19 protein-coding genes, 1 tRNA gene and 2 pseudogenes are annotated in these 26486 nt (G+C 66.2%); 15 read left to right on the forward strand and 7 right to left on the reverse strand.

What is annotated here, in order from left to right:
- Positions 1-76: 76 nt before the first annotated feature.
- Together ACTMTU_RS16290 and ACTMTU_RS16295 are read left to right on the forward strand one after the other, a co-directional pair.
- Positions 77-1492, forward strand: a complete 1416-nt coding sequence (locus tag ACTMTU_RS16290) for a hypothetical protein (protein WP_441264183.1) — start codon at positions 77-79, stop codon at positions 1490-1492.
- Positions 1489-2001, forward strand: coding sequence for a hypothetical protein (locus ACTMTU_RS16295; RefSeq protein WP_441264184.1), 513 nt, complete (start codon positions 1489-1491; stop codon positions 1999-2001). Before ACTMTU_RS16290 ends, ACTMTU_RS16295 begins: the two co-directional genes overlap by 4 nt.
- A gap of 103 nt (positions 2002-2104) precedes the next feature.
- On the opposite strand, the gene ACTMTU_RS16300 is transcribed toward ACTMTU_RS16295, so the two are convergent.
- A complete protein-coding gene (locus ACTMTU_RS16300) occupies positions 2105-3337 on the reverse strand; it encodes an outer membrane protein assembly factor BamB family protein (RefSeq protein WP_441264185.1) in 1233 nt (410 codons plus the stop codon).
- A 275-nt stretch (positions 3338-3612) separates the two neighbouring features.
- A complete protein-coding gene (locus tag ACTMTU_RS16305; protein WP_441264186.1) occupies positions 3613-4068 on the reverse strand; it encodes a MarR family winged helix-turn-helix transcriptional regulator in 456 nt (151 codons plus the stop codon).
- Positions 4069-4129: 61 nt separating this feature from the next.
- On the opposite strand from ACTMTU_RS16305, the pseudogene ACTMTU_RS16310 reads away from it, so the two are divergent.
- Positions 4130-4963 (forward strand): annotated as a pseudogene (locus ACTMTU_RS16310) (MFS transporter); the annotation flags it as partial.
- A 307-nt stretch (positions 4964-5270) separates the two neighbouring features.
- The gene (locus ACTMTU_RS16315; RefSeq protein WP_307708280.1) at positions 5271-6002 is read left to right on the forward strand and encodes a DUF7873 family protein; all 732 of its coding nucleotides are present in this window, start codon (positions 5271-5273) and stop codon (positions 6000-6002) included.
- Positions 6003-6626: 624 nt separating this feature from the next.
- Here the strand turns inward: ACTMTU_RS16315 and ACTMTU_RS16320 are convergent.
- The gene (locus ACTMTU_RS16320; protein WP_441264187.1) at positions 6627-7130 is read right to left on the reverse strand and encodes a hypothetical protein; all 504 of its coding nucleotides are present in this window, start codon (positions 7128-7130) and stop codon (positions 6627-6629) included.
- Between the two features lie 196 nt (positions 7131-7326).
- Between ACTMTU_RS16320 and ACTMTU_RS16325 the strand changes: the two genes are divergently transcribed.
- Positions 7327-9636 carry an LAETG motif-containing sortase-dependent surface protein gene (locus ACTMTU_RS16325; RefSeq protein WP_441264188.1) on the forward strand — a complete coding sequence of 770 codons (2310 nt, stop codon included), beginning with the start codon at positions 7327-7329 and terminating at the stop codon, positions 9634-9636.
- 315 nt (positions 9637-9951) lie between these two features.
- Positions 9952-10284, forward strand: coding sequence for a hypothetical protein (locus ACTMTU_RS16330; protein WP_441264189.1), 333 nt, complete (start codon positions 9952-9954; stop codon positions 10282-10284).
- A gap of 321 nt (positions 10285-10605) precedes the next feature.
- Here the strand turns inward: ACTMTU_RS16330 and ACTMTU_RS16335 are convergent, their stop codons facing one another.
- The gene (locus ACTMTU_RS16335; protein WP_441264241.1) at positions 10606-11199 is read right to left on the reverse strand and encodes a YdeI/OmpD-associated family protein; all 594 of its coding nucleotides are present in this window, start codon (positions 11197-11199) and stop codon (positions 10606-10608) included.
- A gap of 1159 nt (positions 11200-12358) precedes the next feature.
- Here ACTMTU_RS16335 and ACTMTU_RS16340 point away from each other — a divergent pair.
- The 4 genes from ACTMTU_RS16340 to ACTMTU_RS16355 are packed head-to-tail and all read left to right on the forward strand — an operon-like array spanning position 12359 to position 18166.
- A complete protein-coding gene (locus ACTMTU_RS16340; RefSeq protein ID WP_441264190.1) occupies positions 12359-13543 on the forward strand; it encodes a DNA cytosine methyltransferase in 1185 nt (394 codons plus the stop codon).
- A complete protein-coding gene (locus ACTMTU_RS16345) occupies positions 13540-15897 on the forward strand; it encodes an ATP-binding protein (protein ID WP_441264191.1) in 2358 nt (785 codons plus the stop codon). Before ACTMTU_RS16340 ends, ACTMTU_RS16345 begins: the two co-directional genes overlap by 4 nt.
- The gene (locus tag ACTMTU_RS16350) at positions 15894-17546 is read left to right on the forward strand and encodes a helicase-related protein (RefSeq protein ID WP_441264192.1); all 1653 of its coding nucleotides are present in this window, start codon (positions 15894-15896) and stop codon (positions 17544-17546) included. Before ACTMTU_RS16345 ends, ACTMTU_RS16350 begins: the two co-directional genes overlap by 4 nt.
- Positions 17546-18166 (forward strand): hypothetical protein, encoded by a 621-nt coding sequence (locus ACTMTU_RS16355; RefSeq protein WP_441264193.1) that lies wholly within the window; start codon positions 17546-17548, stop codon positions 18164-18166. Before ACTMTU_RS16350 ends, ACTMTU_RS16355 begins: the two co-directional genes overlap by 1 nt.
- On the opposite strand, the gene ACTMTU_RS16360 is transcribed toward ACTMTU_RS16355, so the two are convergent.
- Positions 18117-18566, reverse strand: a complete 450-nt coding sequence (locus ACTMTU_RS16360) for a very short patch repair endonuclease (protein WP_441264194.1) — start codon at positions 18564-18566, stop codon at positions 18117-18119. The genes ACTMTU_RS16355 and ACTMTU_RS16360 overlap by 50 nt on opposite strands.
- Before the next feature lie 995 nt (positions 18567-19561).
- On the opposite strand from ACTMTU_RS16360, the gene ACTMTU_RS16365 reads away from it, so the two are divergent.
- Complete coding sequence (locus ACTMTU_RS16365; protein ID WP_441264195.1) at positions 19562-21781, forward strand: hypothetical protein; 2220 nt, start codon at positions 19562-19564, stop codon at positions 21779-21781.
- 390 nt (positions 21782-22171) lie between these two features.
- Here ACTMTU_RS16365 and ACTMTU_RS16370 read toward each other — a convergent pair whose 3' ends face one another.
- Complete coding sequence (locus ACTMTU_RS16370; protein ID WP_441264242.1) at positions 22172-23215, reverse strand: DUF1152 domain-containing protein; 1044 nt, start codon at positions 23213-23215, stop codon at positions 22172-22174.
- 135 nt (positions 23216-23350) lie between these two features.
- Between ACTMTU_RS16370 and ACTMTU_RS16375 the strand changes: the two genes are divergently transcribed.
- The 4 genes and pseudogenes from ACTMTU_RS16375 to ACTMTU_RS16390 all read left to right on the forward strand — a co-directional run bounded on the left by ACTMTU_RS16375 (position 23351) and on the right by ACTMTU_RS16390 (position 25899).
- A complete protein-coding gene (locus tag ACTMTU_RS16375) occupies positions 23351-24091 on the forward strand; it encodes a GntR family transcriptional regulator (RefSeq protein WP_441264196.1) in 741 nt (246 codons plus the stop codon).
- A 283-nt stretch (positions 24092-24374) separates the two neighbouring features.
- Positions 24375-24818 (forward strand): ATP-binding protein, encoded by a 444-nt coding sequence (locus ACTMTU_RS16380; protein WP_441264197.1) that lies wholly within the window; start codon positions 24375-24377, stop codon positions 24816-24818.
- 47 nt (positions 24819-24865) lie between these two features.
- A pseudogene (locus ACTMTU_RS16385) lies at positions 24866-25432 on the forward strand (tyrosine-type recombinase/integrase); the annotation flags it as partial.
- Positions 25433-25602: 170 nt separating this feature from the next.
- On the forward strand, positions 25603-25899 hold the full coding sequence (locus tag ACTMTU_RS16390; RefSeq protein WP_031077045.1) for a GYD domain-containing protein: 297 nt from the start codon (positions 25603-25605) through the stop codon (positions 25897-25899).
- 252 nt (positions 25900-26151) lie between these two features.
- On the opposite strand, the gene ACTMTU_RS16395 is transcribed toward ACTMTU_RS16390, so the two are convergent.
- A tRNA-Arg gene (locus ACTMTU_RS16395) sits at positions 26152-26223 on the reverse strand.
- Positions 26224-26486 lie beyond the last annotated feature (263 nt).

A 26486-nucleotide genomic window follows, 5' to 3' on the forward strand; every position in this document is an offset into this window, starting at 1 on the left:
CGCCAGTTGGGGGCGATGCCTTCTGTTGTCCGGTCCTGTGCTGCGAGCATCATGGGGCGGACGACACGGGCTCGGCATGGCGAGTCAGTGGTGGACGAACGTCCGGGAGAGAGCGGGCAAGGACGATGTCGACGCGCTGATCATGCGCATCGCGATGAACGACGGCCCCGATCCGGGTGTCCTCGACGACCCGGGCGCCCGCTCGGGCTCGGCCGCCGCAACGGACCCCGGACCCGGCGCCGATGCGGGTGCCGGCGGGGATGCCGGTCCTGACCTCCGGGCCGGGCCTTCGGCGGATCCTGGCGCACCGGACCTGGTGACGCGGCTGCTGTGCTCGGCCCTCTACGTACGGCCCAGCCGGATCGGCAAGCGGCTGCTGGAACGCCGCCTCCGCCGTGAACGGGCGGGCCGGACCTGGCGCGGCCGTCGGCGGACCGTCTTCCTGGCCGACGAGGGCACCTGCCCACCGCTGGGCGAGGCAGCCGCCCGCTGGACACCTGCCTTCGGACGTCACAGGAGGCGCCGGGCCGCGGAACTGGCCGAGGGCCAGCTCAGACCGGAGCACCCTTACGACGCGCAGCAGCGGTTCGTCGGAGCCGGCCTGGACCTGTGGGCGCCGGCGGTCCCCACGACGTCCCTGAGGACGACGGGCGCCGGTGACGGCGGCGAGGCAGAGGGTGCAGCACGCCCGTTCGGCGAGGCCGAACTGCTGGAGCACATAGGCGCCGCCCTCCTCCGCATCGAGGAGGCCGAGGGTCTCACCGAGCCCCTGCCGGGCTTCTCCGTGACCCAGGTCGTCGGCATCCAGGCCCCGTTGTGGCTGATCCGGGCTCGCGGCTCGAAGCAGAAGGAACCCGACCTCCACGACAGCCGGTACGCACCCTCCGGCCGCCCCGAGCGGCTCTACCTCCGGGCGCGGTGCGTGACCTGGCAGGGCCAGGTCACCGTGACCATGTTCGTCAACGTGGCGCTGGAGGCGGGCAGGCTGCGCCTCACCCTGCGCCCGCACGTCATGGCGCCCCTGCACAACCGGCTGATCCTGAATGTCCTGCGCGAGATGCTCCCGCTGTACCAGGTGGTGCTGTCGGGGCTGGGGGAGTCGCTCCTCGACTCGTTCACCGGGGCGCTGGCGCCCTGGTACCGCCGGCGCGAACAGCACGGCAGGGTGCAGGACCCGGTCAGCGTGCGGGAGCACTTCTCGATGGCCGAGATCTCCGACATGCACCAGAGCGACGACGAGCGCCGGCTGGTGGTGCTGATGGAGTCCTGTGTCTTCGACGCCGTCTCGTCCTTCCTCAAGGAACACGGCATCGACTCCGGGAACTTCGACCAGCAGGTCTCCGTGATCATCAACAACATCCAGGTGTTCGGCGACAATCTGGTACCCATCCAGAGCATCACGGGAGCGCAGGTGACCGGCTCGAGCCAGCACGCGGGAACCAATGGCGCGGCGCGTGCCGGCCGAGGGGCGACGAGGAGGAATGCCGAGTGAGCGACGCACCCGGCCTGTTCGGCCGCCGCAGGCGGGAACCGGCGGCGGAACCCCGGCAACACGACCCGGACGGGACCGACGGGCGGAACGCCCCGGACCCCGCGGAGAACGCCCCTTCACCGGCCGCGCCTCCACCGCGGGCGCCCACCTCGGGGGTCAGTGTGGGCGGCGCGAACTACGGCACGATCCAGCATGTCACCGGCCACCATGTCTCCCGTGTGAGCCAGTCGGCCACCACCGGGGACATCACCGCGGCCGACGTGGAGGACGTCCGGGCCCTGTTGAGCGGGTTCCGGGCCGAACTCGCCCTCCACCAGGCCGAGATCCCGATGGCGGACACCCTGCGGGCCATGACGTCCGTGGTCGACGTGGGCCTCGACGACCCGACCGCCCGGAACGAGGGGCCGCTGCGCTCCGTCGCCCAGGCACTGCCGGCCCTGGTGGCCGGTACGGCGGTCCAGGAGGGCGGCCAGGCGCTGGCGACAGCCCTCGGCAACCTGCTGGGATGAGCGTTCCCGGACGATCCCGCCACCGGCACCGGGGCGGGGTCCGGCCCGGTCCCGTCCCGCCGCTCCGGGGCAGGCCCGGACCGGGTTCCCTCCGCCGGTCGGCTCAGACGGCCGGCAGCGCGTACAGCCGCTTGGCGTGCATCACGGCCAGTCGCTTGCCCGCGCCCACCACGTACCACTGCTGGATGGCCCCGGTCTTGTCGTTGTACGTCCAGCGCAGCTTCCCGGTCGCGGCGTCGAAGGCGTGCACACCGCCGTCCTCGTCGTGCTCGGTCGCGCCGTACAGCGTGCCGCCCGCCTTGGTGAACTGCCACGCCTCCGCCGCCGTTTCCAGGAGGTCCTCGTTGTGCCAGATCTTCTTGCCCGTACCGGGGTCGACCGCCCACATGCCGCGCACGCTGTCGGAGGCGTAGAGCACCCCGTCCAGGACCTGCGGATCGTTGAACGCGCTGAACTCCTCCGTCGCGAGGGACCAGCGCTCCGTGCCCGAGGCCAGTGCGAACGCCCGCAGCCGCTGCCCGTCGGCCACGATCATCAGGTCCTCGTGCACGGCGAAGCGGCGGTGGTTGGACCTGCCGATCTTCTTCGTCCAGAGCTGCCGGCCCGTCGTCGTGTCACGGACGGTGACGTTCTCCCGGAAGTCGGTGTACGCGAGGCGCTCGTCGACGACCGCGGCGGTGATGCCGTACTCCTCGGTCCCCTTGTCGCGCTGCTCACGCCAGGCGATCCTGCCGGACGTGGTGTCGATCGCGGCGATCACGTTGGTCGGCGTCGAGAAGTCCTCCTCCAGGATTCCGGCGAGGACGTAGACATGACGGTCGTCGGCCGCGATGGGGCGCGGCTGTTCGTACTCCTTGCCCAGGCGGCTGCGCCAGGTCTCCTTGCCGGTGGCGGGATCGATGCCCACCACGTCGCCGTCGTACTCGGCGCTGGCCAGATAGAGCGTCCCGCCGCCGATGATCAGCCTCGCGCCGGGGACGGTGATGCCCGGCCGGGACCACCGCTCCTCGCCGGTGACGACGTCACGCCCCACGAGCGGGTCGCCGGACACCACGACCGTGTCCCCGATCACCGCGAGCGAGTGCATCCCCGCGAGGTCGTCGTTGGCGGCGTTCTGCTGCCACAGCGGCTTCGGCGCGGTGCCCGGCGGTGGGGTGGTGAAGGTGTCACCGCCTTTGTCCCCGCCGGGAGTTGTGGCCCCGCCGCCCGGGACGCCGGCCTCTTCCTCGGGGGTGCATCCCCATGAGCCTGCCGCCAGCACGGCCAGCCCGAGCCCCGTACCGGCCAGCCTGAGCGCCTGCCTGCGTGACATCGCGTTCCCGTCACGTCCGCCCATGTCGCTTCCCCGTCCCCGTTGCGCCCGGATGTTTCCGACGCCCCCTCGGACGTCTCGAGCCCGGTCACACTAACCGTCGGTTTCCGGCCGGTGGCCGGGCAGTACGCAACCGGGACGCGGCCGTGAAGCTCCTGTCACAAGGGGGATCAGCGCCGTCCGTAGCCCGGGGGCACGGAGGCGGTGGCCCGTGGCTGCACCGCTCCGACCGTGCGCCCCGTCCGAGCGCCGGGTCCGGCTTTCTTCGGCACCCGCTGTGCGCACGCCCTCTGCGAGGGTCAGTCGCGCGGCCACGGACGGCCGTCGAGCCGCTCGATGTCGCGGTTGAACCGGCTGAGGTGGGCGGCGAAGTCGGCGACCTCGTCGGGCGTCCATTCGGCCATGACCTTCTGAAGACCGCTGATGTTCCTGGCGCGGTCGGCGTCCAGCCGCCGCCGCCCTTCGTCGGTGATCGCGAACTTGCGGGCGATCCCGCCCTCAGGGTCCGGCATGCGCTCGACCACCCCGGCGCGCAGCATCGCGGCGGTCTGCCGGTTGAGGGTCGACGCGTCGAGTCCGAAGGCGGCGCTGAGTTGGCCGATGCTCATCGGGCCCTCCGCCTCGATGCGGCTGAGCAGGATGTAGGCGCTGCGGTCGAGCCGCTCGCCTTCCCGCCGGTCGCGGGGCGCCAGCAGATGCATGTACCGCCCGAGCAGCATGGTCTCGAACTCGATCAGGTCGACGGGCTTGTCCACGCGAGGTTCCTTCGGCTCCCGGCTCGCCTCCGGTCCCGTGGAGGCCGCCATGCAGCAGGTATTGGTCTGCCTGCTCCTCGCCGTCTCCAAGGGCGCCGACTGGGGCTGGTCGAGCGGCACCACGCTCGGGCTGTTCGCCGCGACGGTCGTGATCCTGCTGGCCTGGGGCCGCTGGGAGCTGCGCAGCAGCGAGCCCCTGGTCGACCTGCGCGTGACCGCCCGCCCACAGATCCTGATGACGAACGCGGCCTCGATCCTCGTCGGATTCGCCATGCACGCCCAGTCCCTGGTGGTCCCTCAGCTGCTGCAACTGCCCGAGGCCACCGGCTACGGCCTGGGCCAGTCGATGCTGGCGATGGGCCTGTGGATGGCCCCGGCGGGCCTGATGATGATGGTCGTGTCGCCGCTCGGCGCGAAGCTGTCGGCCGCGTACGGCCCGAAGACCACTCTCGCGGTGGGCAGCCTGATCATCGCCCTCGGCTACGGCATCTCCCTGCCGCTCCTCGGCTCCACCTGGGGCCTGCTGGTCGTGACCATCGTCGGCAGCACGGGCATCGGCTTCGCTTACGGCGCGATGCCGGCCCTCATCATGGGCGCGGTGCCCCAGTCGGAGACCGCCTCCGCCAACAGCTTCAACACCCTGATGCGCTCGATCGGCAGCTCGGTGTCGGCCGCGGTGATCGGCGTGGTCCTTGCCCAGATGACCACGGACTTCGGCGGCTTCGCCCTCCCGTCCGAGGACGGCTTCCGCGCCGCGATGCTGATCGGCTGCGGCGTGGGCGTGGCGGCGGCGGTGGTCGCGTTCCTGATCCCGGTGGGACGGGGTGCGGCCGGCCCGCAGGAAGCATCGGCCCCGCCGACGGCGACGCCGTCCGAGGCGTCGGCCCGCGCCTGACGAGACCTGTCGCCGAACCGACGGCGGACCGGACGCGGACCGGACGGGAGCCCTGCCGAGCCCTGCTGCTCGGGAGGGCGCCCGTACGTCGGGCCACGGTCGACGGCGGCAGCCGCCTCGCGACGGCGAACCGGCCGGGCCGCCTTCCGCCGGCCGCCCTCCGACCTCGCGCACGTCGCCCTCTGACGGTCGACCGGCCGGCGGCCCTCGCGACAGCGAACCGCCCCCCGCCCGACGGTGTCGCCGAAAAACAGGGGACCAGGCGCCACTTCCTCGGGTACGTTCACTGCTGTTCGAAGGGGGAGAAGTGGCGAAGCTCAATCAGATCATCGCCGTGGAAAAGGGTGTCAAGAGCAAGTCGTTCCAGGACATCACCACGGCTCACCAGCGAGTGCAGAAGGTCGCACTGCTGGCCGGAATCTCGCGTACGTACCAGCCCAAGGACGAGGAGGGTGAGCAGCTGCCGCCCGAGTCCACCAGGGTCCAGGTCAAGGCCGAGGACGTGCTCCGCGAGATGTCGGCGTCGCTGACCCGGCTGTTCGACGTGACCGCCACCAAGGACTGGGCCAACTGCTCTGCCCGCGCGGACGTCGTCGTCGACGGGCGGACGATCGTCGCCGAGGCCCCGGTCAGTTACCTGCTCTTCCTGGAGAAGCAGCTCGTCGACCTGCACACCTTCGTGAAGAAGCTGCCCGTACTGGACGCCGCCGAGTCCTGGTCGCTCGACCCGTCGACGGACTGGTGGAAGACGGACCCCGTACGCACGATCCGGACGAAGAAGGTTCCGCGGAACCACGTCAAGGCCGAGGCGACGGACAAGCACCCGGCGCAGGTCGAGGTCTACTACGAGGACGTCCCGATCGGGTACTGGACCACGGTCAAGTTCTCCGGAGCGCTTCCCGCACGGCGGGTGAACGAACTCCTGGAACGGGTCGAGAAGCTCCAGACCGCGGTCAAGTTCGCCCGCGAGGAGGCCAACAGCGCCGAAGTCTCCGACCAGCGGGTCGGCGACGCGGTGTTCGGCTACCTCTTCGGCTGAGGGCACACCGGCCGACGCCCCGGGCGTCGGCCCCACGATCGCCCCCGCGTGCGAGCGCGGGGGTGCGCAACAGGCGCGGGCCGGAATGAGGACCGGTTCGCGTGATGGGCGCAAGCTGAAACTGAGGTTCAGCCTGACGACACGGTGACAGTGAAGGTTCGAGTCCTTCCCCCGGCACTACGCGCCGGGGTGGCCCAACTTGGCAGAGGCAGCCGTGATCAAACTCAGACTCTCGCTCCAGCTTCAGCATCGCCACCGATCGCCAGATCGACCGGGTACGGACGAACGCCGGCGGATGCGGGTTCGAATCCAGCCTGCACCTCTCACACGGTGCGGTAGTTCAAAGGAAGAACACGTCGGCCTTATGACTGATCCGTACTCTTAAACGCCACTGGCGTGCGCAATTGGGTGGCATCCCCAGGGACCCGGGAGCTGGATACGACTCCCGGGTTCCGCCACGTCAGGGGCCGCCCCGTGCCGGGACGGACGAATCTCCGATCGACGGAGCTGCTTGCGAGACAACCGGGTGCGGTGCCTGCGCGCCCTCGGGGGAGCGGTAGAACGAGCCGCCGGGGGCACGGCCACGAGGGCGACGGCCACGAGGGCGACGGTCGCGGCGCGGGGCTACCGCGAAGGTGTGTGGAGGTCGAGGTCTGAGACGAGGCTTCCGCCGTCCGCGTCGAGGATTCCGCACAGGCGGTTGACCGGCGTGTACAAGGGCCTGGCGTCGGCTTCGATGCCGTCCTCGTCCTCGAAGTCGAAGAGCCGGTCGAACGGCACGGTGACGAACGGCCACACGGCGGGGTCGGCCGCGGCGGAGTCGGGATGGTACTGCCACTGGGTACCGCAGGTGCGGTTGTGGACCTCGCCGACGTACCAGGCGGCCGTCTGAAGGAAGTCGCCGCCGCGTTCCTCCCATGCCTCGTCGCTGCCGGTGTAGCGGGACCGGACGAGAGCCTCCAGGCGCTCCAGCGAGCCGGGGGTGAAGTCCCAGTCCCCCTCGTGCCGCCGGGCCCACGCGGGGAACTCCTGCCGCTGGATCTGGAGCCAGGCGTCCAGGACGGGGTTGCTCGAGCGAATCCGATCCAGCTCGGCCAGTTCCTGGTACTCGTCCTCGGTCATCTCCATGCCGACCGACCTTACCGGTCCCTCTGCCGGCGGGGCGCGGGCGGCGTGTCGCGGCCCAATCAGCTTGCAGTCACGTCGAGTTGCGATACAGACTCTGCCGTTGGCGGTGTCATGTCACGGGGGCTCACACCGCTCTTACCTGTCCCTCAAGCCCCCGCAGGTAGGGGACAAAAAGTTGCAATCCATACGTTCACGCGTGAGGGCCCGTCTGGCGTCCGCCGTAGCGGTCGCCGCCGCGGCGACCCTCGCGCTCACCGGCCTGCCGGGCCTCACCTCCAGCGCGGACGCCGCGCCGGCCAAGCCGCCGAACCCGGGGATGCTCTGCAGGGACTATTTCGACCTGGCCGAGGATCTCGTGGCCATCGTGGAGCTGCCCGACGGCGACGCTTCGCGGGCCAAGGCGCACTGGGACGAATACGAGTACGAGAACCCGGGCAAGAAGTGGGACGGCCTCGGCCCGCCGTCCGCGGAGGACGTGGCGCGGCTGGAGAAGGAGCCCAAGGAGCCGCCGAAGTCCCGCGCTGTCGACCGGGTCTGGTGGAAGTGGATCAGGGCCAGCAAGAAGAACCCGAACGCCTACGGTGACTTCACCTACTGGCGCGACATCATCCTCATCAAGAACGCCGGAAACGACCCGCGGGGCAAGGCGTTCGAGAAGAAGATCATCAAGGATCACGGGCTCGTCGGCGACGACTGGATCTGCCAGAAGGAGTTCGACTTCACCGACCCTGACACCGGCAAGACCCACCGGCGCCAGGCGGACGCCTGGAACAAGCGCACCGGCGAATCGCTGGAGATCAAGTCCAACGGCCACCCGGACCCCAAGCAGAAGCCCGGCGACATCGCCTGGTCCAAGCAGAAGGAAAGCCCGGTCAAGTCCCTGAAGTACGTCTTCGCCGAGCCGCAGGACAAGTCCGCCAGGGACCACCTGAACGAACTCAGGAAGAACGCCCCGGGCAAGGTCACCGAGTACAACTACCGCTCCAAGAAGGTGGAGCTGGCTCCGGGCGGCGGCGTACGGGACAAGACGACCACGATGCAGCCCCCGGGCTCCAAGGGTGTCACCGGCGGTGGCGCGCAGGACCTGATCCGCGAGTCGCGCCCGAACCCGAAGGACATGAAGGAGTTCCTGGACCGCAAGAACGCGGCCGACCCCAACCGGCTCCAGCCCAAGGGGCCCGGCGGAGTGGACTTCACCACCCTGGAACTGCGGTACATCGGCAAGCCGGTCAAGGGCCAGGGCGTCGACTACAGCTTCTCCGCGAAGGAAGTCGCCGAGGACACCGCCGGCTGGGGAGGCAAGGAGAAGGCGCAGCTCATCAACGACGCGTTCTTCACCTGGCTCGCCCTGACCCCGGAGAAGTTCTGGGTCAACCTCAACCCGGACCAGCCCGACAAGATCATGGACAGCGCGTTCGGGAAGACCGACGCCGGACGGGTCCTGCTGGAAGCCGACCTGGAGCTGAAGAGGGACTTCGCCGATGCGATGAACCCGAAGAAGCGCCCGGAGGCGGACCAGTACTGGAAGTCGCTGCCCCGCAACGCCGACGGCATCCCCTGCTGGTTCCAGGTCCGCAACTGGATCGAGCCGGACACCGCTGTCGTCCGCGAGGAGAACGGCGGCATACACATCCTGGACACGCCGCTGAAGGTCAAGGCGCAGTACCTGAAGATCGACAACATGCCCGGCGACCCCTACCTGTGCGAGTTCGACGAGGCCGAGAAGAAGGCCACCGAGGACCGTATGAACCGGCTGATCATGCCCGAGGTCGAACGGCGCGTGAACAACGACCCGCGCTACGCCGACCTGCGCCGCGTCTACACGGCCCGTGTCGCGGCCGAGTTCATCCGCCAGCAGGACACCAAGGCAGCAACCGACTACCACAAGGTCATCAACAGCAACGACGTCTCCTCATGGCCGCTGCGCGGCGAGAACAAGGACTGGACGCGGGAGAGCGTGTTCCAGGCGTACCTGAAGTCGCTGCGTGAGGGCGAGCAGCAGTGGGAGCACGACGCGGGCGGCGGCCCCTACACCATGAGCGTGGGCGGGGTGGACTTCTCCAAGCAGCCCAAGCAGAACATGGTCAAGGCCCGCTTCGACACCGAGCACCCCTACCTCCCCCGGGAGACGAAGTCATCGGTGCGCACGCTGACGGACAACGCCAAGGACGGGAACGCGAACCTGCTGCTCCTGGGCGGCAACACCGTTGCCTCCGACGTCTCCGGCGGCGGCGACACTCCGGACCCGACGCCGACTCCCACACCGACGCCGACTCCCACGCCGACCGGGCCGGGTGAGCCGACGGACAAGCCCACCGCGCCCAGCACGCCGCCGGCCACCGGCGGGAACGGCGGCGGCACCGGCGGGAAGGGCCCGGGAGGCGATCTCGCCGACACCGGCTCCAGCACGCCGGTCGGACTGATCGCCGGACTCGCCGCGGCCCTCGCTGCCATGGGCGGAGGCCTGGTGTGGTGGAAGCGCCGCCGCACCGCCGGCCAGGAGTAGCCCCACCGCAGAACCGCTCGTAGCGGCTTCGGCCCCGCCCCCGACGACCGGGGGCGGGGCCGAACTCGTCCATCGGCCCCGGCCACGGGGCACGCGCCCCGTGCGTCTCACTCGTTTCAGCCTTGCATCCGCACGTATGAGATCGTGTCAGCGATATTCGCATGCGATCACGCTCGTCATGAACGCGGACTACGCCTTGGAGTGCGGCAGCCGGATGGCACTGGCGGCTCAGGTCCGGCAGGAAGCGACCGCGCGCATGACGGAGCCGGAGGGGATCACGGCCGCGCGCGTGAACCTCCGCCTGGAACACGGAAGATGATGCATCAGGACGCGTACCGCCGCGAGCTGGAGTATCTGGTCCAGTACGCCCACGACGACTGGCTCGGCTTCTCCGTCATCACCGGCTCCGTGGGCAGCCTCCTCGGACGCGGCGCCTCGTTCCAGGAGCAGTTGACGTTGCTCCTGCGGATCGTCGACGACCTGTACGACGCCGGAGCGCGAGCGGGTGATCTGACGGGGTCCGCCCAAGGGCCGTTCCTGCTGTGGCGGCTGGAGAAGGCCGAGGTCCACGCCCGGATCGCGGCAGGGGTCGGGTCGCATTCCCGGTTGCCCGACTCAGGCGACGTCTGCTGGTTCACGGTGCCGTGACGACGCCGGGTCCGAGGGCGTTGCGTGCGGTCTCGCGCAGCCGGGGCGGTTCGGCAGATGAGCGGGGCACGCTGCCGCGGTCCGCGACTACCGGGAAGCGGTTGATCCTCAGCTGGCGCCCGGCTGGTCGGCGACATGTATGACGTGCCGGCTTCGGGCTGGAAAAGCACGACTACGCCACGGCGTCGGTGAGTTCGGCATGGAGGGAGGTGGTCAAGCGCCGGGATCCGAGATCCGGCGAGGGCGCCGGGTGACTGCTGCCGGGGCCGTAGGCGTGCCGGGAGCCCAGGGCACCCCGCGAGTCGTGGGCCCTCTCCGCGACTACGGGTACAGCTTCTCGCCCTCTGCCAGCATCGCTACGTACTTCTCGATCCGGCGCGCCCGGGTCTCGGCCTTCTTGGCGTCCTGGATCCGGTACAGGATCGCGTAGCGGTTCTGCCGGTCCAGCGTCTCGAAGAAGGCCGCCGCAGCCGGGTCGGCGGTCAGGGCCACTGCGAGGTCGTCCGGCACCGTGGCGGTGCTCGCGCCGTCGTACGCCGCCTCCCAGCGGCCGTCCGCCTTGGCCCGGTCGACCTCGGCCTGCCCCGGTGGACGCATCCGGCCCTGCTCGATCAGGGTGGTCACCTTGTCCCGGTTGATCTTGGACCACTTGCTGCTCGGCCTGCGCGGGGTGAACCGCTGGAGCCACCACTGGTCGTCGAACTTGGCCTTCTGGCCGTCGATCCAGCCGTAACAGAGTGCCCCGTCGAGCGCCTGGGCGTAGTCCAGCGCGACGACCCCGGGGCCCTTCTTGCGCAGCTTGAGCCAGATGCCGGGCGAGACGGCGTGGTTCTCGCCGAGCCATGCCTCGAACGCCTCGGCGGATTCGAATGCGACGATCTCCAAGTCCTGAGTCACCCCGGCAGCGAACCACACCCGGCCGATCGTCGTGACGCATTCGGGCATGGCGACGGGTCCAGGATGCCTGCGGCCCTGAGTGATTATTCGTGTCCTCTACGCAGAACGATCGTGCAAGAGCCACGGACATGGTCAACGACATGATGTTGCTGCTCGACCTCGCCGGGGGTGTCTGTCGTGCGGGTCGAGCGGCTCGCCGATGGGACCGTCGGGGACGGCGGACGAGGCGGCGCGGGCTGCCCGGGCTGTGGAGCCTTCGCCACCCGTGTCCAGGGCACGGCGGTCCGCGTGATGTCCCATGTGGCACAGCGAGTTGGAGCTGTGCCCGGCAGGGTTCGAACCTGCTCACACGGCTCCGGAGGGCCTTGCGTGTTCCGACGTTCATGCAGTTCACGGGTCTATAGGCGACAGACAGTGCGCTCTCCGTCCACGTTTGGTCCACGGGCCGTCTGTACTCCGCGAACACAAGGGCGCCGAAGTCAACAGCGCAGAGTGCGGTTCCGCCGAAGCCTTTGCTGGCCGATGGTGTTCGCTGAGTCTTGACCACCCAGTAGTCCAGCGCACGCGCACCAGCGGCCATATCCCGCCCGTTCGAGTCTGCCGCACGAACGGATGACATCTGAACTGGCGTGCCCTATGGGGCGGGTGGGAAGCATGTCGCTGCGCCCAAGCCCTATCCGGGGAGTCTCGGGAGGACGTCGTGCGAAACGCGAGGACCGTAGTTCAGAGGTGACGGTCGAGCAGGTGTCTCAGGGTCATCGGTTCCACACGGCCGCACGCGGTGCTCGGCGAGAAGGCGGGCAGCGGGACGTCGCCGACGCTGTGCGTCAGAGGTTGGTTGCCTCCTGGGCAGCACGTTGAACTACGCCGTTGGCAACATGCTGGCCCGGTTGTTGTCTTGCTCGCACCAAGCGCGGCAGGCGTCAGCCAGGTCGGTGGGCGGCGCGGAGGCGACCGCGCGCATCCAGTCGCTGGCTATCTCGGCGACGTCGCCTCAACCGTGGCGCCAAGTAGCCACAGCCCGGAAGGCGATCAAGAGACCCGTAGGTCCTGGCGAGGTCGTCGGATTGTGCGGCATCATGATGTTCGGACTAGGGCTATGGTTGGAAAGAAGTGCATGTCTGAGACTGCGGTCGTTCCTGCGAGCGTTACCGTTCGCCACCCCTCCCTCTTATTGATGAGGAACACGCCCGCCCGGCTCGCGAGCGTGGAGTTGTTCGCTGGCGCTGGCGGGCTCGCGCTGGGTTGTCAGGAGGCCGGTTTCGACCCGCTGGCGACCCTGGAGTTGGACAAGTGGGCCTGTGACACGGTGCGACAGAACCAGGCCCGGGGGAACGAGCTCGTCGCGAACTGGCACGTTGAGGAGGGCGACGTGCGGGACTTCAACTGGTCCCGCATCACTGACGAGGTGGATCTCGTCGCCGCTGGCCCGCCGTGCCAGCCGTTCTCCATTGGCGGCCGCGGTAAGGCGGACGACGATGAGCGTGACATGTTCCCGGCCACGGCGGAGGCGATCGCCCATCTGAGGCCCCGTGCGTTCATCATCGAGAACGTGAGGGGTCTGGCGCGCCCGAGGTTCGCCGATTATTTCCAGTACATCCAGGCCAGGCTTTCGCTGCCCCTCCTCGCCGCGAAACCTGACGAACTGTGGGGGGATCACCTGCTGCGGCTCCGGGCGGCAGGCAAGGACGTCAGCAACCAAGAGTTGGCCTATCGGGTCACCCCCGCCTTCGCTAACGCGGCGGACTACGGCGTGCCGCAGCAGCGCCAGCGCGTCTTCCTGGTCGGTTTCCGAAACGATCTGGACGTGACCTGGGAATTCCCGCATGTTACACATTCGAGGCGCGCGCTTCTGCATGCTCAGTGGACAACTGGCGAGTACTGGCAGGAACATGAAGTGCCCAAGGCGAAACGCCCGGAACGGCCTAACGTCCCCATACCTGCGGAACTGCGGCCGGACGAGGTCCATGAGCGCTGGCGCACCATACGCGACGCGCTGGCCGGACTTCCCGAGCCAAAGCTGACAGGTACTGCGGGCGTCCTCAACCACGTCTTTCAACCCGGAGCTCGTTCCTACCCTGGTCACACTGGTAGCCCGATGGACTGGCCGGCGAAGACGTTGAAAGCAGGGCATCACGGGGTCCCCGGCGGCGAGAACATGCTGCGTGAGGCGGATGGCTCCATTCGCTACTTCACGGTCAGGGAAAGTGCTCGCTTGCAGACCTTCCCGGATGACTACGAGCTGCATGGCCCTTGGGGCAAGGCGATGCGCCAGCTCGGCAACGCGGTCCCAGTCGAGTTGGCGCGGGTCGTGGCCGACAGCGTCCACGCCGCCCTGCGCGCGGAGGGATCCGAAGCATGACGGAGACGGAGACGCGACCCGGCACCCTCAATTTGACGCCCTCCCCCCGGATCTTGGAGATGATCGCGGAGGTCGACCTCCAACTTCACCAGTGCCTATGCGAGTTGATCGACAACTGTCTCGACGAACTCGTCGAGGCCACCCGTGTCGATGAAACGTTGGAACCTCGAATAGACATCACCCTGCCCACGGCGGGCAAGGTGAACCGGGCTGCCAAGGTTGTTGTGAGCGACAACGGCCGGGGGATGTCTCCGGCGGAGTTGCGGTATGCCCTGAGCGCCGGCACGTCGGGTAAGCAACGGTTCGGCAGCCTCGGCCTGTTCGGCATGGGCTTCAACATCGCCACGGCCCGCCTTGGCACGGTAACGGAGGTCCGTTCGGGACGGCGTGGCGACGACCAATGGATCACTGCCACCATCGATCTCAGAGAGATGCAGCGACGGTCGTCGTATGAGGTGCCCCTTCGTTACGAGCGGAAGGATCCCGACGAGCACGGCACTCTCGTCTCGGTGACGAACCTCCGCGAAGACGTAGTCGTCAAGTTGAAGTCGGCGAGTTCGATCCGGGAGGTCAGCAAGAACCTAGGGCGGATCTACACGTACATGCTGCGTGATCCCGATGGCCCTCATTCGGGGGCGCAGCTGATGGGCGGTTTGAACCAGCGCCTGTACGTCAACTCCCGCCAGGTGCCCCCTCTCGTTCCGTGTATCTGGGACCCGACCCGGTCGGTCATGTACAAGGCTGCGGAGGCGCCTGCTGCGAAACAAATCCACGTGCCACTCACCAACGCCTTCGCCTGTATGAACTGTGGGCGCTGGTACACCTCAAGGTATGACCGATGCGTCGATTGTGAGAGCACTGACATCCAGGAGCGAGAGCGCCGGATCGTGGGCTGGCTGGGCGTGCAGAGGTTCGCTGATAAGTCCGACTTCGGTCTGACGTTTCTCCGGAGCGGGCGCGCGATTACGACAAGGGACAGGTCTCTGTTCGACTGGGAGGGGCCAGACGGAGACATTGAGCTGGAGTATCCGATCGAACTCGGTATGGGCCGCATCGTCGGCGAGATCCATCTCGACCACGCGCCGGTCAACGTCCGCAAGACCAATTTCGACACGTCGTCGCCGGAGTGGCGATACATGGTCGAGAAGGTGCGAGGCGACCTGCCCTTGCGTCCGCAGCTCGCCAAGCGCCTGTTCAATCGCGAGAACGACTCTCCGATGAGTAGGTTCTTCAACGCCTTCCGGGAGAACAAACCGGGTCTCCGGTACCTCATGCCGGGCAACGGCAGTACCGCCATCCACAATGAGGCGAAGAGATGGGCACAGAAGTTCCGCAGCGGGGATCCGGAGTATCAGACCGACGAGAAGTGGTACGAGGCTGCGGCCGATCATGATCGGGTCAAGAATGGGCCACCGCCGGAGCCGGCACCGCCGTCCGACGAGGATGACTGGCTCAACGGGGAGGGGCTTGGACATCTGGGGACGGGGGCGGCCGACGGCCACTCATCGTCCCAAGATCAGAAGCAGCCGGAGCCAGCCGCAGAGACACGGCCGGAGACCGAGGAGCAGCGCTTCGCGAGGTACAGGGAGCACGCGACGCTGCTTCCCGACACTGACCGCGAAGTTCGCCTTGGTACCGCTCAGGCGGTCTTTCGCGTCTACGTCACCTCCGGAGTCGAACTGCTCAAGGACGGCCACCGGCAGCCGGCCGTGGTTCGGATCGTAGCTGGCGAGGTAGAGATCTACGTGGACTCCGCTACCACGCTGATCGCGCGGTACGGGTGGTCCCCACTGAACGTCGCGCTCGTCTGCGCGGCACCGCAGTTGAAGAGCGTGTACTCCGTATCGGGCTCCATTGACGGATTGGTGACCTCGATCCTCGAGCAGTTCCCGGACCGGCGGGTGGACTCCAGCGCGGTGCGTAGTCGCGCGGAGATGCTGCTGGAGGGCTTGCGAGATCGGCTCGCCGATCTCACCTCGAAGGACGCGGCCACGTTCTGGTCCGCCCTGTCCGGTCAGTCGAAGCGGGCCGCCGAGTCGTACGCCATCGCGGTGGCACCGGACGTCGATTGGAAGGCAGCGGTGGAAAACGGAGAATTCGCGCGCTACCTGGGAGTCGAGGGCGTCCTCGACCTCGTTACGAGCGGTCCCGAACTGGTACTGGACGGCGGGTTGTTCCGCACCACTTACTCTGCGCTCGGCGAGGAGACGCAGGCGGACCAAGTGGCCCGTGTTAGCGCCTTCCTCACCGACCTTAAGCGGATGGTGATGGGCCCACCCCTGCAGAACACCTTGGAACTGTCCCGCCTGCTCCTTACCGCGGACCTACTGGACGCGGAGATCGTCCAGGCATGAACAGATCATTCCTAGAGCCGGCCTTCCTCGTTGAGGAAGGCCCGAAGGGCTTCACGCGCCAGCTGGAGCGGTTGCTCGGCCTGATCTCGTTCACGGATGTGGTCAACATCGATGGTCCCGGGGATAAAGGTGCTGACCTCCTTGGCCGACTCAACGGTGAGGATTGGATCTTCCAGTCGAAATGGAAGAAGTCGGGCAATGTGGATCGCGATGCCGTGGACGAAACCCACGCGGCGATGCGGCATTACGCGATACACCGAGCGGTCGTGGTCACCAATCGGGCGTTCACCCAGAAGGCCAAGAACCGGGCGGACGCACTGAGGGACGTCGGAGTCAACGTGACCCTCTGGGACGGCCGACGGCTGGCGACGATCTACGATCGCGCTCCGGAGAGAGTCACACCGTTCGACCTCCACCCCTATCAGGACCGTTCCGTGGAAGCGGCCTGGGCCGCCCTAGAGGACACCGGTGAGGCACTCATCTACCTCGCTACGGGCCTTGGCAAGACGGTCGTCGCCGGCAGGTTGCTGCGACGATTCCTCCTCGCCAACCCAGGAGCCAAGGTGCTGGTCACCGCGCACATGATCGACCTCGTGGAACAACTCGAACGGGCGATGTGGCGGGACATCCCCAAGGACGTACCGACCCGTCTGCTGCACGGCGATTCGAAACCCGATTCCCTGCCAGGCGTCACCTTCGGCGTATCGAACACAGCACGTGACTACATCCAAGCGGGCTACGCCCCCGAGCTGGTGATCGTGGACGAGGCGCACCACGTGGGGGAGACCGGGAACTACGCCACGATGATGGGTCTGCTACCCAAGGCCAAACGGATGGGTGTGACGGCCACGCCCTGGCGAGGCGACCGGTACGATATTGAGCGGACCTTCGGCGAACCAGTTGAGCGGGTGTCCATCTCGGAGGGCATGAGACTGGGCTACCTCGCTGACGTGAAGTACCGCGTGTTCGCCGACAACATTGACTGGGACTTCGTCCGCCACGCCTCCGAGCACGGCTATTCCATCAAGGACCTGAACAAGCGTCTCTTCATCCCCGAGCGGGATGAGTCGGTTCGGGGACACCTCGAGAAGGTCTGGGACCAGACCACGAACCCGCGGGCCATCGTCTTCTGCCAGACGATCGAGCACGCCGAGCGGATGCGCGACCTGCTCGCCCGACGGCCCGGCTGGGAGCGGTCCGAGACGCTGCACGCCAGGCTGAAAACACGGGAGCGGCGGGCACGGCTGCTCAACTTCCGTACAGGAGAAGTGCCTATCCTCGTCGCCGTGGACATCCTCAACGAAGGCGTCGACGTGCCCGACGTCAACATTCTCTGCTTCGCCAGGGTGACCCACAGTCGACGCATCTTCGTGCAGCAGCTCGGCCGCGGACTCCGCCTTCGCAAGGGAAAGACCCACGTGGAGGTACTGGACTTCGTCAGCGACATCCGACGGTTGGCCGAGGTATACGACATGCGAGAACAGGTATCCGAGGGCGAGATCGAGCAGGTATCAGTCGGACGGAACCAGTTCGAGTTCGAGGACCTGAGGGTAAAGGGACTCCTGGACCAATGGATGGCCGACGTGGGTGACCTCGGGGGAGCCGACGACAGCGTCCGTTTGGAGTTCCCGCCCGTCGAGGGGGGCTGATGGCGACCCTGCCGGAACCGATCCGCTTGGAGATCTTCGCGGAGCTAGCCCGCCACTTCGACGCCATGCGTTGGGAGGAGGTCTCTTCGCAGGCAGCGACGGAGATGTACGACCGGTTCGTCAAGGATCCCAAGATCGGCGGGCGACTCGCTAGGTTCATGCCCACGGAGAAGATACGCCCGTGGATCAAGGACGGACCGGCGAAGCAGTACCGTCGGGCGCTCGAAGGTGTCGGGCCGATGGCTCAGATGACGACACGCGAGTACCCCGGTCCGCAGTCGGTCGTTCGGCTCGCCATGGGCTCGGGGTGGACCCTCCGCGCGCAGACACTGGACGTGAAACCGATGCGTTGCCTCGCCGATGGCCCCGATAGTGAGTCGGCCTTCATCACCTGGGGCCCAATGAGCAGCCTGCAGGGCATGGTCTGGCACGCTTGCCTACGCCGGGCGGAGTCCGAGTCGCAATTGATCACCATCGCCGTCACCAAGCCCAACACCGCACCGCTGCCCGACGACGATTGGCGCCTCTCGCTCTCGCTAGCCACCATTTTGAGAGCACGATGCGAGCAGATCACCTACGCGGTATCTCGGAAGGCGACCGCCGACTCACGGACCGTCTGATCACTTCGTCCTCGATCTTGTCGGCTACCTCGACCGGGTCAGCGTGCTCCCAAAAACGAAGAACGGTCCATCCCGCCAACGTGAACTCCCTGGTGGAGTCCTGATCACGGCGTTGATTCTCAGCGATCTTGGCCGCCCAAAACTCCTTCCGGTCCCCCTTTGCCGGCCGAAAGTGCTCCGGACAGCCATGCCAGAAGCACCCGTCGATCAGGACAACGACTCGCTGCCTTGTGAAGGCAACGTCGACTGTCCGCTTCAATGTGGACACGGGCTTGAAGTTCACCCGGTACCGGAGACCGCGCCGATGCAACTCTCGGCGCACTTTTATCTCGGGTGCGGTGTCGCGCCCCCGGATTCGGGACATACGCGCACTGACGACCGGGTCGACACCCGCAGACATCAGACCCCTCCACTCAAACTCTTAGACTTCAGCGGCGACCTCGCCAGTCCACACGTCCGTCAAGCAACAGTACGCAGGGGGAGGAGGTCAGAAATCCGGGTTCGTCTTCCCTATGAAGCTTACCAAGAGGCCGTCATTTGGCACCGTGCTCGCCGAGTGGTCATCGTGGATGGAGAGGTGAATCACGGCACTGGAAGGAGATTGGTAGTTGAGAATCCAGTCGGCTTCCGGCCCATCGATGAGATTCTACTTCCCATGTCATGACGTTCGCTTGTCGTGTTCGGCCGCTGATGTGGACGAACGTTAGGTTTTCCGAGCGGTCCTCGAAGTCTCAATGGGCGATTCAGACCAGTCTTCTCGCCCTGCGTCTTGTCGGAGCCCCTTGGTGACCCGCGTCCTCCCCGCTCAGGAGCGGTTGGCTCGTGCCCCCTGGTGGTCGTCGTACTTCGTCAACGGCCGCCGCGAGTTGCCTAGACGGCCCAGAGACGGCCCAGCTCGGCGTTCGGGCTGGTGCTCGCGCTTTCAATGCGACCCGTCTGAACTCGAGCCACGACAGTCAGCCACGACGGCGGGTGCGTCGACCCATCAGGTGCGCGTGTGCCTCGCTGCACCCCACCGACCTCAGCCACGCTGCTGTTGCCGTCGACCAGAGCAAGCCGCGACGGCCGGCTTGTGACGATGGGCCGGGGCCCTCAGCCTGGAAAGCTAATGGCAACTGCGGCTTGCTCCAGGGCTGACCTGAGGCCGAGCGGGGCTGGGGGCTGGTGGACGGTTGACTGGTTCCTCGGCGTTCCCGTGCTTCCCCGCAACTCTGGCACGGCTTTCCGTCCCGAACTCTCGGCCGGGCGGCACAGCTCCGTGTCCCATCGCGCTCAACGGTCATCGAAACGCGGCAGTCCAGCTGACGGCCGTTCACTTAAGCCCTAGACTGGGACTGGGTGGACATAGGTTGCAGCCGTGTCTCATAGGTGCATACGAGGGGAGGCGCGACTGAAGTGGCACCGCTCGTTGCCCCGCGCTTTACTAAACGTTTTCGTCGCTTGTGCCAAGTTGCTGCCATATCCGGAACCGGACGAAGCCAGCAGGTGGTGGATGGCCTCCTACCCGTTGCCATGGTCTATGGCGACGGGCCATGGCGGGAGCCGGAAGACTGGATCAGCGCCATTGAGTCGCTGTTTGGTTTGTCTCTATCAGAGGCTGATGTTTTGGCTGCGCGCGATCGTGCCGTCCAAACAAAGATTTTGAGCTACAACACCTTTCGCAGCCAATACGTGCTGAGCTCGCAGGCGCAGAGTGCCACGATGGACCAGATCCAGTCGGGCGAAAATCTGGAACGTAGAGCACAGGCATCCTGGCTTGCAGAGGTGGAACATTTTGTTTCAGATCAGTCGAGCGATGCTCTGTGGTCTTGCCTGCTCGCGTACGCGGGGAAAGCATTTTTGAGCCACGGAATGGACGCCGTGAAACTCCTCGACCCATCTGCTGGTGAATTTGCCGATTTAACAGGCGGCGATGCACCAGAAGCCCTGCTTAAGGTGGCACTATCCGAATCTGGCCTAGCCGACAGTCTTCTTCCAGAGATATCTCAAGCGATTGCAGTATTCTTTGACGGGCGTAATTCTGATCGCGTGGATTACGTCTCAGAACTTGTAAACAGTACGTTTAGTTTTTTGGCGCTCGGTCTTGATGATGAGACGCGCGGAAGCCTTATTGAGAATGTTCCCGCGCTGACTATTTTCGTAGACACCAATGTGATCTACAGCATAATTGGGGCGCATGCGAATCCCCATGATGCAATTTCGGCAGAGCTATTTAGCCTGCTCCAAGAAAATGAACTCCCATTCAAGGTGTTCTATCACGAAAAGACGCTGAATGAACTGGAAAAGACCATGTCGGCCGCCGGGGATCGGCTGCGCCAACTGCATTACACTCCCGCTCTCAGTCGGGCGCGCCTGAGCTACCCGCGAGCAATGTCTAGTATCGAGATGAGGTACCATCAGCTCAACAGTGAAGTCGCCACCTCCGTAGATATTTTCCTCGGGCGTTATTCGAACCTTCCTCTTCTTCTGGCGCAGCAGGGATTCACTATCTTTCGCGAGTCGGACACGTCGCAGGAAGAAAGTCGCAAGCGGGCCGAGCTAGTGGCGGAGTACAAGGCCTACATTGCCGATAAGTACCCATCCCACAGAGAGAAGCCATACGCCACTCTGGACCATGACGTCGCTATTTGGCTAGCAACAGCTAATCGGCAAAAGCCTAAGGGTAAGGGTCCGATATTCTCGGGTGCACTCCTCGTTAGCGCAGACAATATGTTCCGTAGATTTGATCGGGATATCCTCTCGTCAGTGTACGGATCGGGTACGTGGGTCGTCACGCGGCCCGACACATTGGCGCGGGCGCTGCGTCTGTTTCTGGCTTCCAGTCGACAGTCTGATGCTGCGTTTTCCCAAATTTTCGCCATGCCGGAGTTTCGCGGAATTGGGCAGGACCGAAACGAGATCGTTAGCAGAGTTGCCGCCTATCTTGCAACCTATGCAGACTTGCCAGAGGAGACCGCGACAAAGCTTCTTGCAAATGATTTGCTTATGTCACGAGTGAAAGACGCCGATAGGCGGGACGGAGCATTTGAGCGGATGATCCAGGAGGAGCTTGTACGGGAAAACGAGTCACTCTTGGAGGAGCGTGAAGCCACTCTGGCGCAAATGCGTCGGCTGGCCAGTAACATGAAAAAGGAAATGGCTAGCATCTCTGGAGAGCTAAGTGCTCGGGGAGAGCCAGAGCTGGTCGATCGGATAGAGAAGCTTGAGCAGCTCATCAGTCAGGGCTTCCCGGTAAACATAGGAAAGGTTGTCATGGCGAACGAATATTCGGGCGGATACTTTCAGAACACCCAGAATCAGGTGGGCGCTCAAGGGCCTAATGCAAAAGCCGAAGGTTTCACTCAGCAGGCAGATCAGCGTCAGCTGGCTGTTGACATGCCAGCATTGGCCCTAGAGCTTGAGAGGCTGAAGCAACAGCTTGTCCTCGTGGCAAGCAGTTCATCGGATTACCAAGCCGTAGCTGAAATTCAAGCCGCAAGGGAAGCTGCAGATGAGGGAGACGAGGGCCGTGTCGGCCGGCACCTGGCCAATGCGGGCCGGTGGGCCCTCGACGTAGCTAGCCAGATCGGGACATCGGTGGCGGCAGCTGCGCTTAGTCAGGCTCTCGGCATGTGACGGCGACGGCGCCGCCTGCCGTGATTTTGAACGCGGATACGTCGCAAGCTGAGGTCGGTGGAACGGCTTTGGGGTGGCGCTGCTTTGGCGCGAGTGATCATGGCCCCGTAAGCTTCCGGCGCGTCGGGCAGTCTGTGGACCTGCCCGGTAAAGCACGACGTTGGGGCCATGATCTTCGAGGCTCGCGCCAAAGTGGCTCCGTAAAGCCGTGGAGCCGACCGCCCCAGCCACGACGTACCCATTCTCTGGCATCAGACGACTGATTGCTTTGAGCGCGGCACGGGCGCCGGCCGGGCTGGAGCGGGGCGGAGACAGGAGCGCAGGCCCGGCCGGCGCCCGGGCCGCGCGCGGTGAGCGGAGCGAGCCGCCTTGAACCCGTAAAGAAAGTTGTTACTCAACCTCGGATGGGATGCGCCAAAGTGGTGCTGCGTACTGCTCCGGGCGGCAGTTGATCAGGAGAGCTCTCAAGTCCTCGCGCTGCTTGCCGCTGAGCCCAAGGGCCTCCGTGATCCGGCGGAACGTTGTGTGGCTGACTCCGCGGGATCGGGCTTCGGCCTCGAACTGGTCGAGTCGGCGGAGCGTGGCTTCCGGATCGAGCTCTTGCTCAGCTTGGCTGGCCAGCCAACTTGCCTTGTTGCGCTCGTAGTCGATCTCCGAGTACCCGCAGATCTCGCGGCTGTACTGCTCGGCCTCGTCGAGAGTTTCCGTCGAGAGAAGGGCGCGTGCGAGTTCGTTCCGTTCGAGGGCGTCGTCCAGGTCCGCTTCGTGGACGGTGGGCCCCTCGCTGGTGAGGGGCACTGGAAGGCCGGCGTCCCTGACTTCGCATAGACCGCGGATGCCTCGGGCCGTCGCCGCGAGCATCGCCGTGGCTTCGGAGGGATGCCACTCCAGTACGGAGTTAACCGGCTGGACGTGCTCCGCAGTGAGCGTCAGGACTGACGCGCCCAGGCGGTCGCGCAGATCCTCGGCTGGGACTTCACCGTCCAGGCCGGGGCCGGCGACCAGGAGCCGTACCGGCGCATTGAGTTGGCAGCATGCGGCGAGAGTGAGGGCGTCCGCGAGTGGGCTGCGGAGCGTTGGCTCGTCACCCTTGGCGAGGATGTCTCCGCCGACGTCCAGAAGGTCGATGGACTCGGGGGCCAGGTGCTGGACGAGCTCTTCGAGCTGGCGCGTGATGCCCTCGGCGCCATGGTGCGGGTCGATCAAGGCGAGAGGCTGCGGAAGCTCTGCGGCGAGTCGAGGAAGCGTAGATCCTGCGGGGGCGATTGCCGCCGCATCAGCCGGCACGGCCTGGACGCTTCGGGTGATGGGGCGAAGGCCCTTGAAGCCGGCCGGGCCTCGTGGACCTGGTACGGGGTCGATCAGCAGTCTGTCCCACGCGTACGTGAGAACGAGCGCTGGACTCTCGTCGCCGTAAAGGGCAGCGTCGAGCATTGCGGCGGCGACAGCGTCGCCTCCTCCACCTGCAGCCACGATCAAGCGCGTCACCCGCGTCAGCGTACGGGTTCCGGGCGTAGCCACTCACCCTATAGTGGCTAGAGGTAATAGCCACTTAGGCAAGGGGCTCGGATGCCGAAGATTGAAGAGACCCAGCCCAAGTACCTGCAGATCGCGCATCACATCCGCGATCAGATCTTGCGGGGTGACTTGCGGCCGGGTGATGAGGTTCCGTCCGAAAGGCAGCTGGCGGCCGACTGGAATGTGTCGCGGCCCACGGCAGCGCGGTCCCTGGAGGCGCTCAGCCATCAAGGCTTGGTAGAGAAGCGGCAGGGGTCAGGCACCTACGTGCGTGGCCTGGAAGTGAACAGACGAGCCCGCGAGTTGTACGGCCGCGCCAAGCAGACGGGCAAGATCTACACCCCCGGTGAGTACGCGGTGATCACTTCCGCGGGCTGGCTGGATGCTCCGGAGCATGTTGCCGAGGCGTTGAACCTGGCGCCGGGCGGCAGGGCCGTCCATCGCCGGCGCGTGACCAACAACGAGTCAGGACCGATCACGCTGTCTACGTCCTGGTTCGGCGCTGAGGTCGGGGAGCGAGCGCCGAAGCTCCTGGAGCCGGACCGGATCCGCGAGGGCACGCTGATGTACGTGGAGAACATGACGGGGCGTCAAGGCAGTTACGCCGAGGACCGCATGTGCGCGCGTACCGCCACCGCCGATGAAGCCGATGACCTCAAGTTGCCAGCGGCATCTGCGGTGTTGATCGTGCACCACGTGGTCTATGACCTGCAGGATCGTCCGCTGGAGTTCGCCGAAGCGACCTATCCCCCTGAGCGCTGGGCCTTCGGGCAGGGTTACCCGATCACGTAGAAAGTCGAGGCTCTGTCGCCGAACCGCTTGCGTGCCCAAGTGGCCAATGCCACTATCCAGTAACTGGCTAAGGCCACTTGGAAAGGGGGCACGAGCGTGATCCGAGATGGCGCAGGGTTACGGCGCATTGCGCATGCGCCGTGTGGTGGGTGTCGAGGGCGGGGCTGGAAGCGCGTCAGTTCCCGCTCCGCCTTGGCGCTCTCTGCGGCCGCGGGTCGTGCTCGCGCTACATCCAAGCGGCGCTGTCTCGAGTGTGACGGCACCGGTAGGGAGTAGGGAGCGCATGACTGGAGCAGAAGCTCGACGCGATGAGCCGGCGGCCCGGGCCGTGTCGGTCGGCCGCATGACCCTCTACCCGGAAGCGGAGTCGGTCGCGCGGGCGCGCCGATGGTTTCGGAAGTTCTTGGAGCCGTATGACCTGTCTTGCTCGCTGGACGACTGTGTGCTGATGATCTCGGAGCTGGTCACCAACGCCATCCTTTACGGGGAAGCGGAGGAGGCATGGCGGGTGCGGGTGGAGTGGTGGCGAGTGGGTGCGTCTCTGCGGGTGGATGTGCACAACCCAGGATTCCCCGCGAACGTCCGCATGCGGCAGCCCGCCGCAGACGAGGCGCATGGGCGGGGGCTGGGCCTGGTGAACGAGCTCGCCAGCTCGTGGAGTGCTGAGCCGAGTCCTCTCGGGGGCACGATGGTGTCGTTCTCCATGGACGGCGCCTGGAAGGTCTGACCGCGTTTCTTCCGTGAGCGGAATCCTTTTTGTCGTGAAAGAACGCCATGTGCTTCGGCGGTCTTCGGCCGGCGGAAGCGGTCGGCCTCGTCGAGACGGACCTGAACCTTCCCGGACAAGGCTGGGGCTCGGCGCTGCTCCACCGGACGCGTCCATCGGTCGGCAAGCAGTGGACCGACTCGGGGGAGACCCACGATGATCGCGGGTTGAAGAACCGTCCGACCGAGGACGTCAGGCGGGTGCCTATCCCGCCCCATCTCGTCGCCATGTTCAGTGAGCACTTGGCCACCTTCGGTACGGCGGACGACGGGCGGCTCTTCTTCAGCGAGAAGGGCTCGGTCGTCCCGTCCTCGACCTACTACCGCGTGTGGCAGGAGGTCCGGCTCCTCGCGCTTCCGCCGGCCGTCGCGGCCTCGCCGCTCGCGAGTCGGCCGTACGACCTTCGACACTCGGCGCTCTCGACGCGGCTCAACGCGGGTGTTGACCCCACCGAGGTTGCCGAGCGCGCTGGCAACAGCGTTGAGGTCCTGCTGAGCCGCTACGCGAAGTGTCTCGACGGACGGCAAGACGTCGCCAACCGGCGTATTGAGGATCTGTTGCGCGAATACGAGTGATCGCAGACGACGGGAGCTCCGATGCCCCCGGACTTGTTCCGGGGGCATCGCCATGCCTTAAAACAGGCCGGCTTCTATCACTCGTTCAGATGCGCCTCTCATGCGCATTACGCGCATGGTGCTCAGAGTTGACCACGACTTGTTGCGTCTACTCACAGGGGTAAAGGATCATGCCGACGTTTGTTGCGCTGCTGAACTGGACCGACCAGGGGGTCCGCGGCTACAAGGACACCCCGCAACGCGCTGAAGCCTTCACGGCAGCGGCGCAGAAGCTCGGGGTGAAGGTCCTGAACCTCTTCTGGACCGTCGGCCCGTACGACATCGTGGCTGTCGTAGAGGCGCCAGACGACGAGACTGCCACCGCGGTGCTCCTACAGGTCGGCGCGTTGGGCAACGTTCGTAGCACGACCCTGCGAGCCTTCGGCCGGGAGGAGATGGACCGCATCATCGCCAAGGCCACTGGCTGAGCGACTTCCACGTTGAGGATCTCTTGGTACGAGTGACACGCTCAGCGCGGTACGGATCGAGGCCCCTGGACCTGTCCGGGGGCCTTCGCCGTTTCCGGGCATGACCTGCGCCGATGCCGCAAGATCCTGTCCACGAATAGTCCACGGACCCCGACATACGCCCGCTCCGAGCGGCATACGGCTGCACACGCAAGAAGACCCCGGCCTCAGCGTTTCCGCTGGTGACGGGGTCTTTGGGCACCTCATACAGGGTGCCCCCGGCAGGATTCGAACCTGCGCACACGGCTCCGGAGGCCGTTGCTCTATCCCCTGAGCTACGGGGGCGTGCGCCGCGCTGCTGCGTGGCGACGGGTAGAACCCTACCAGCTCCCGAAGGGTCATCGTGAACAGGTATTTCGGGTCCTGGGGAACAGGTTTCCGAGGGGCCGCGGAACGGGTTTCCCCGGTCCGGGCCGGCTGGCCGGGCAGCGCCCCCAGCGCCCTCCCGCAGCCCGATCCGATCCGCCTGCGGACCTGCCGCGTGGAGCCCCGCCCCCGTACACGATCAACCGTCCACCCGCCTCCCTCCTTCCCGCCCTTCGCCCGCA

The organism is Streptomyces sp. OZ13 (assembly GCF_052068155.1).
GTDB lineage: Bacteria > Actinomycetota > Actinomycetes > Streptomycetales > Streptomycetaceae > Streptomyces.

Bases quoted from the DNA above. Each gene is read 5' to 3' on its own strand.
- ACTMTU_RS16290 (WP_441264183.1), top strand. From the start codon at position 77: ATGGCGAGTCAGTGGTGGACGAACGTCCGGGAGAGAGCGGGCAAGGAC.
- ACTMTU_RS16300 (WP_441264185.1), bottom strand. From the start codon at position 3,337: ATGGGCGGACGTGACGGGAACGCGATGTCACGCAGGCAGGCGCTCAGG.
- ACTMTU_RS16320 (WP_441264187.1), bottom strand. From the start codon at position 7,130: ATGGAGATGACCGAGGACGAGTACCAGGAACTGGCCGAGCTGGATCGG.
- ACTMTU_RS16330 (WP_441264189.1), top strand. From the start codon at position 9,952: ATGATGCATCAGGACGCGTACCGCCGCGAGCTGGAGTATCTGGTCCAG.
- ACTMTU_RS16340 (WP_441264190.1), top strand. From the start codon at position 12,359: ATGAGGAACACGCCCGCCCGGCTCGCGAGCGTGGAGTTGTTCGCTGGC.
- ACTMTU_RS16345 (WP_441264191.1), top strand. From the start codon at position 13,540: ATGACGGAGACGGAGACGCGACCCGGCACCCTCAATTTGACGCCCTCC.
- ACTMTU_RS16350 (WP_441264192.1), top strand. From the start codon at position 15,894: ATGAACAGATCATTCCTAGAGCCGGCCTTCCTCGTTGAGGAAGGCCCG.
- ACTMTU_RS16355 (WP_441264193.1), top strand. From the start codon at position 17,546: ATGGCGACCCTGCCGGAACCGATCCGCTTGGAGATCTTCGCGGAGCTA.
- ACTMTU_RS16360 (WP_441264194.1), bottom strand. From the start codon at position 18,566: ATGTCTGCGGGTGTCGACCCGGTCGTCAGTGCGCGTATGTCCCGAATC.
- ACTMTU_RS16370 (WP_441264242.1), bottom strand. From the start codon at position 23,215: ATGCTCGACGCTGCCCTTTACGGCGACGAGAGTCCAGCGCTCGTTCTC.
- ACTMTU_RS16375 (WP_441264196.1), top strand. From the start codon at position 23,351: ATGCCGAAGATTGAAGAGACCCAGCCCAAGTACCTGCAGATCGCGCAT.
- ACTMTU_RS16380 (WP_441264197.1), top strand. From the start codon at position 24,375: ATGACTGGAGCAGAAGCTCGACGCGATGAGCCGGCGGCCCGGGCCGTG.
- ACTMTU_RS16390 (WP_031077045.1), top strand. From the start codon at position 25,603: ATGCCGACGTTTGTTGCGCTGCTGAACTGGACCGACCAGGGGGTCCGC.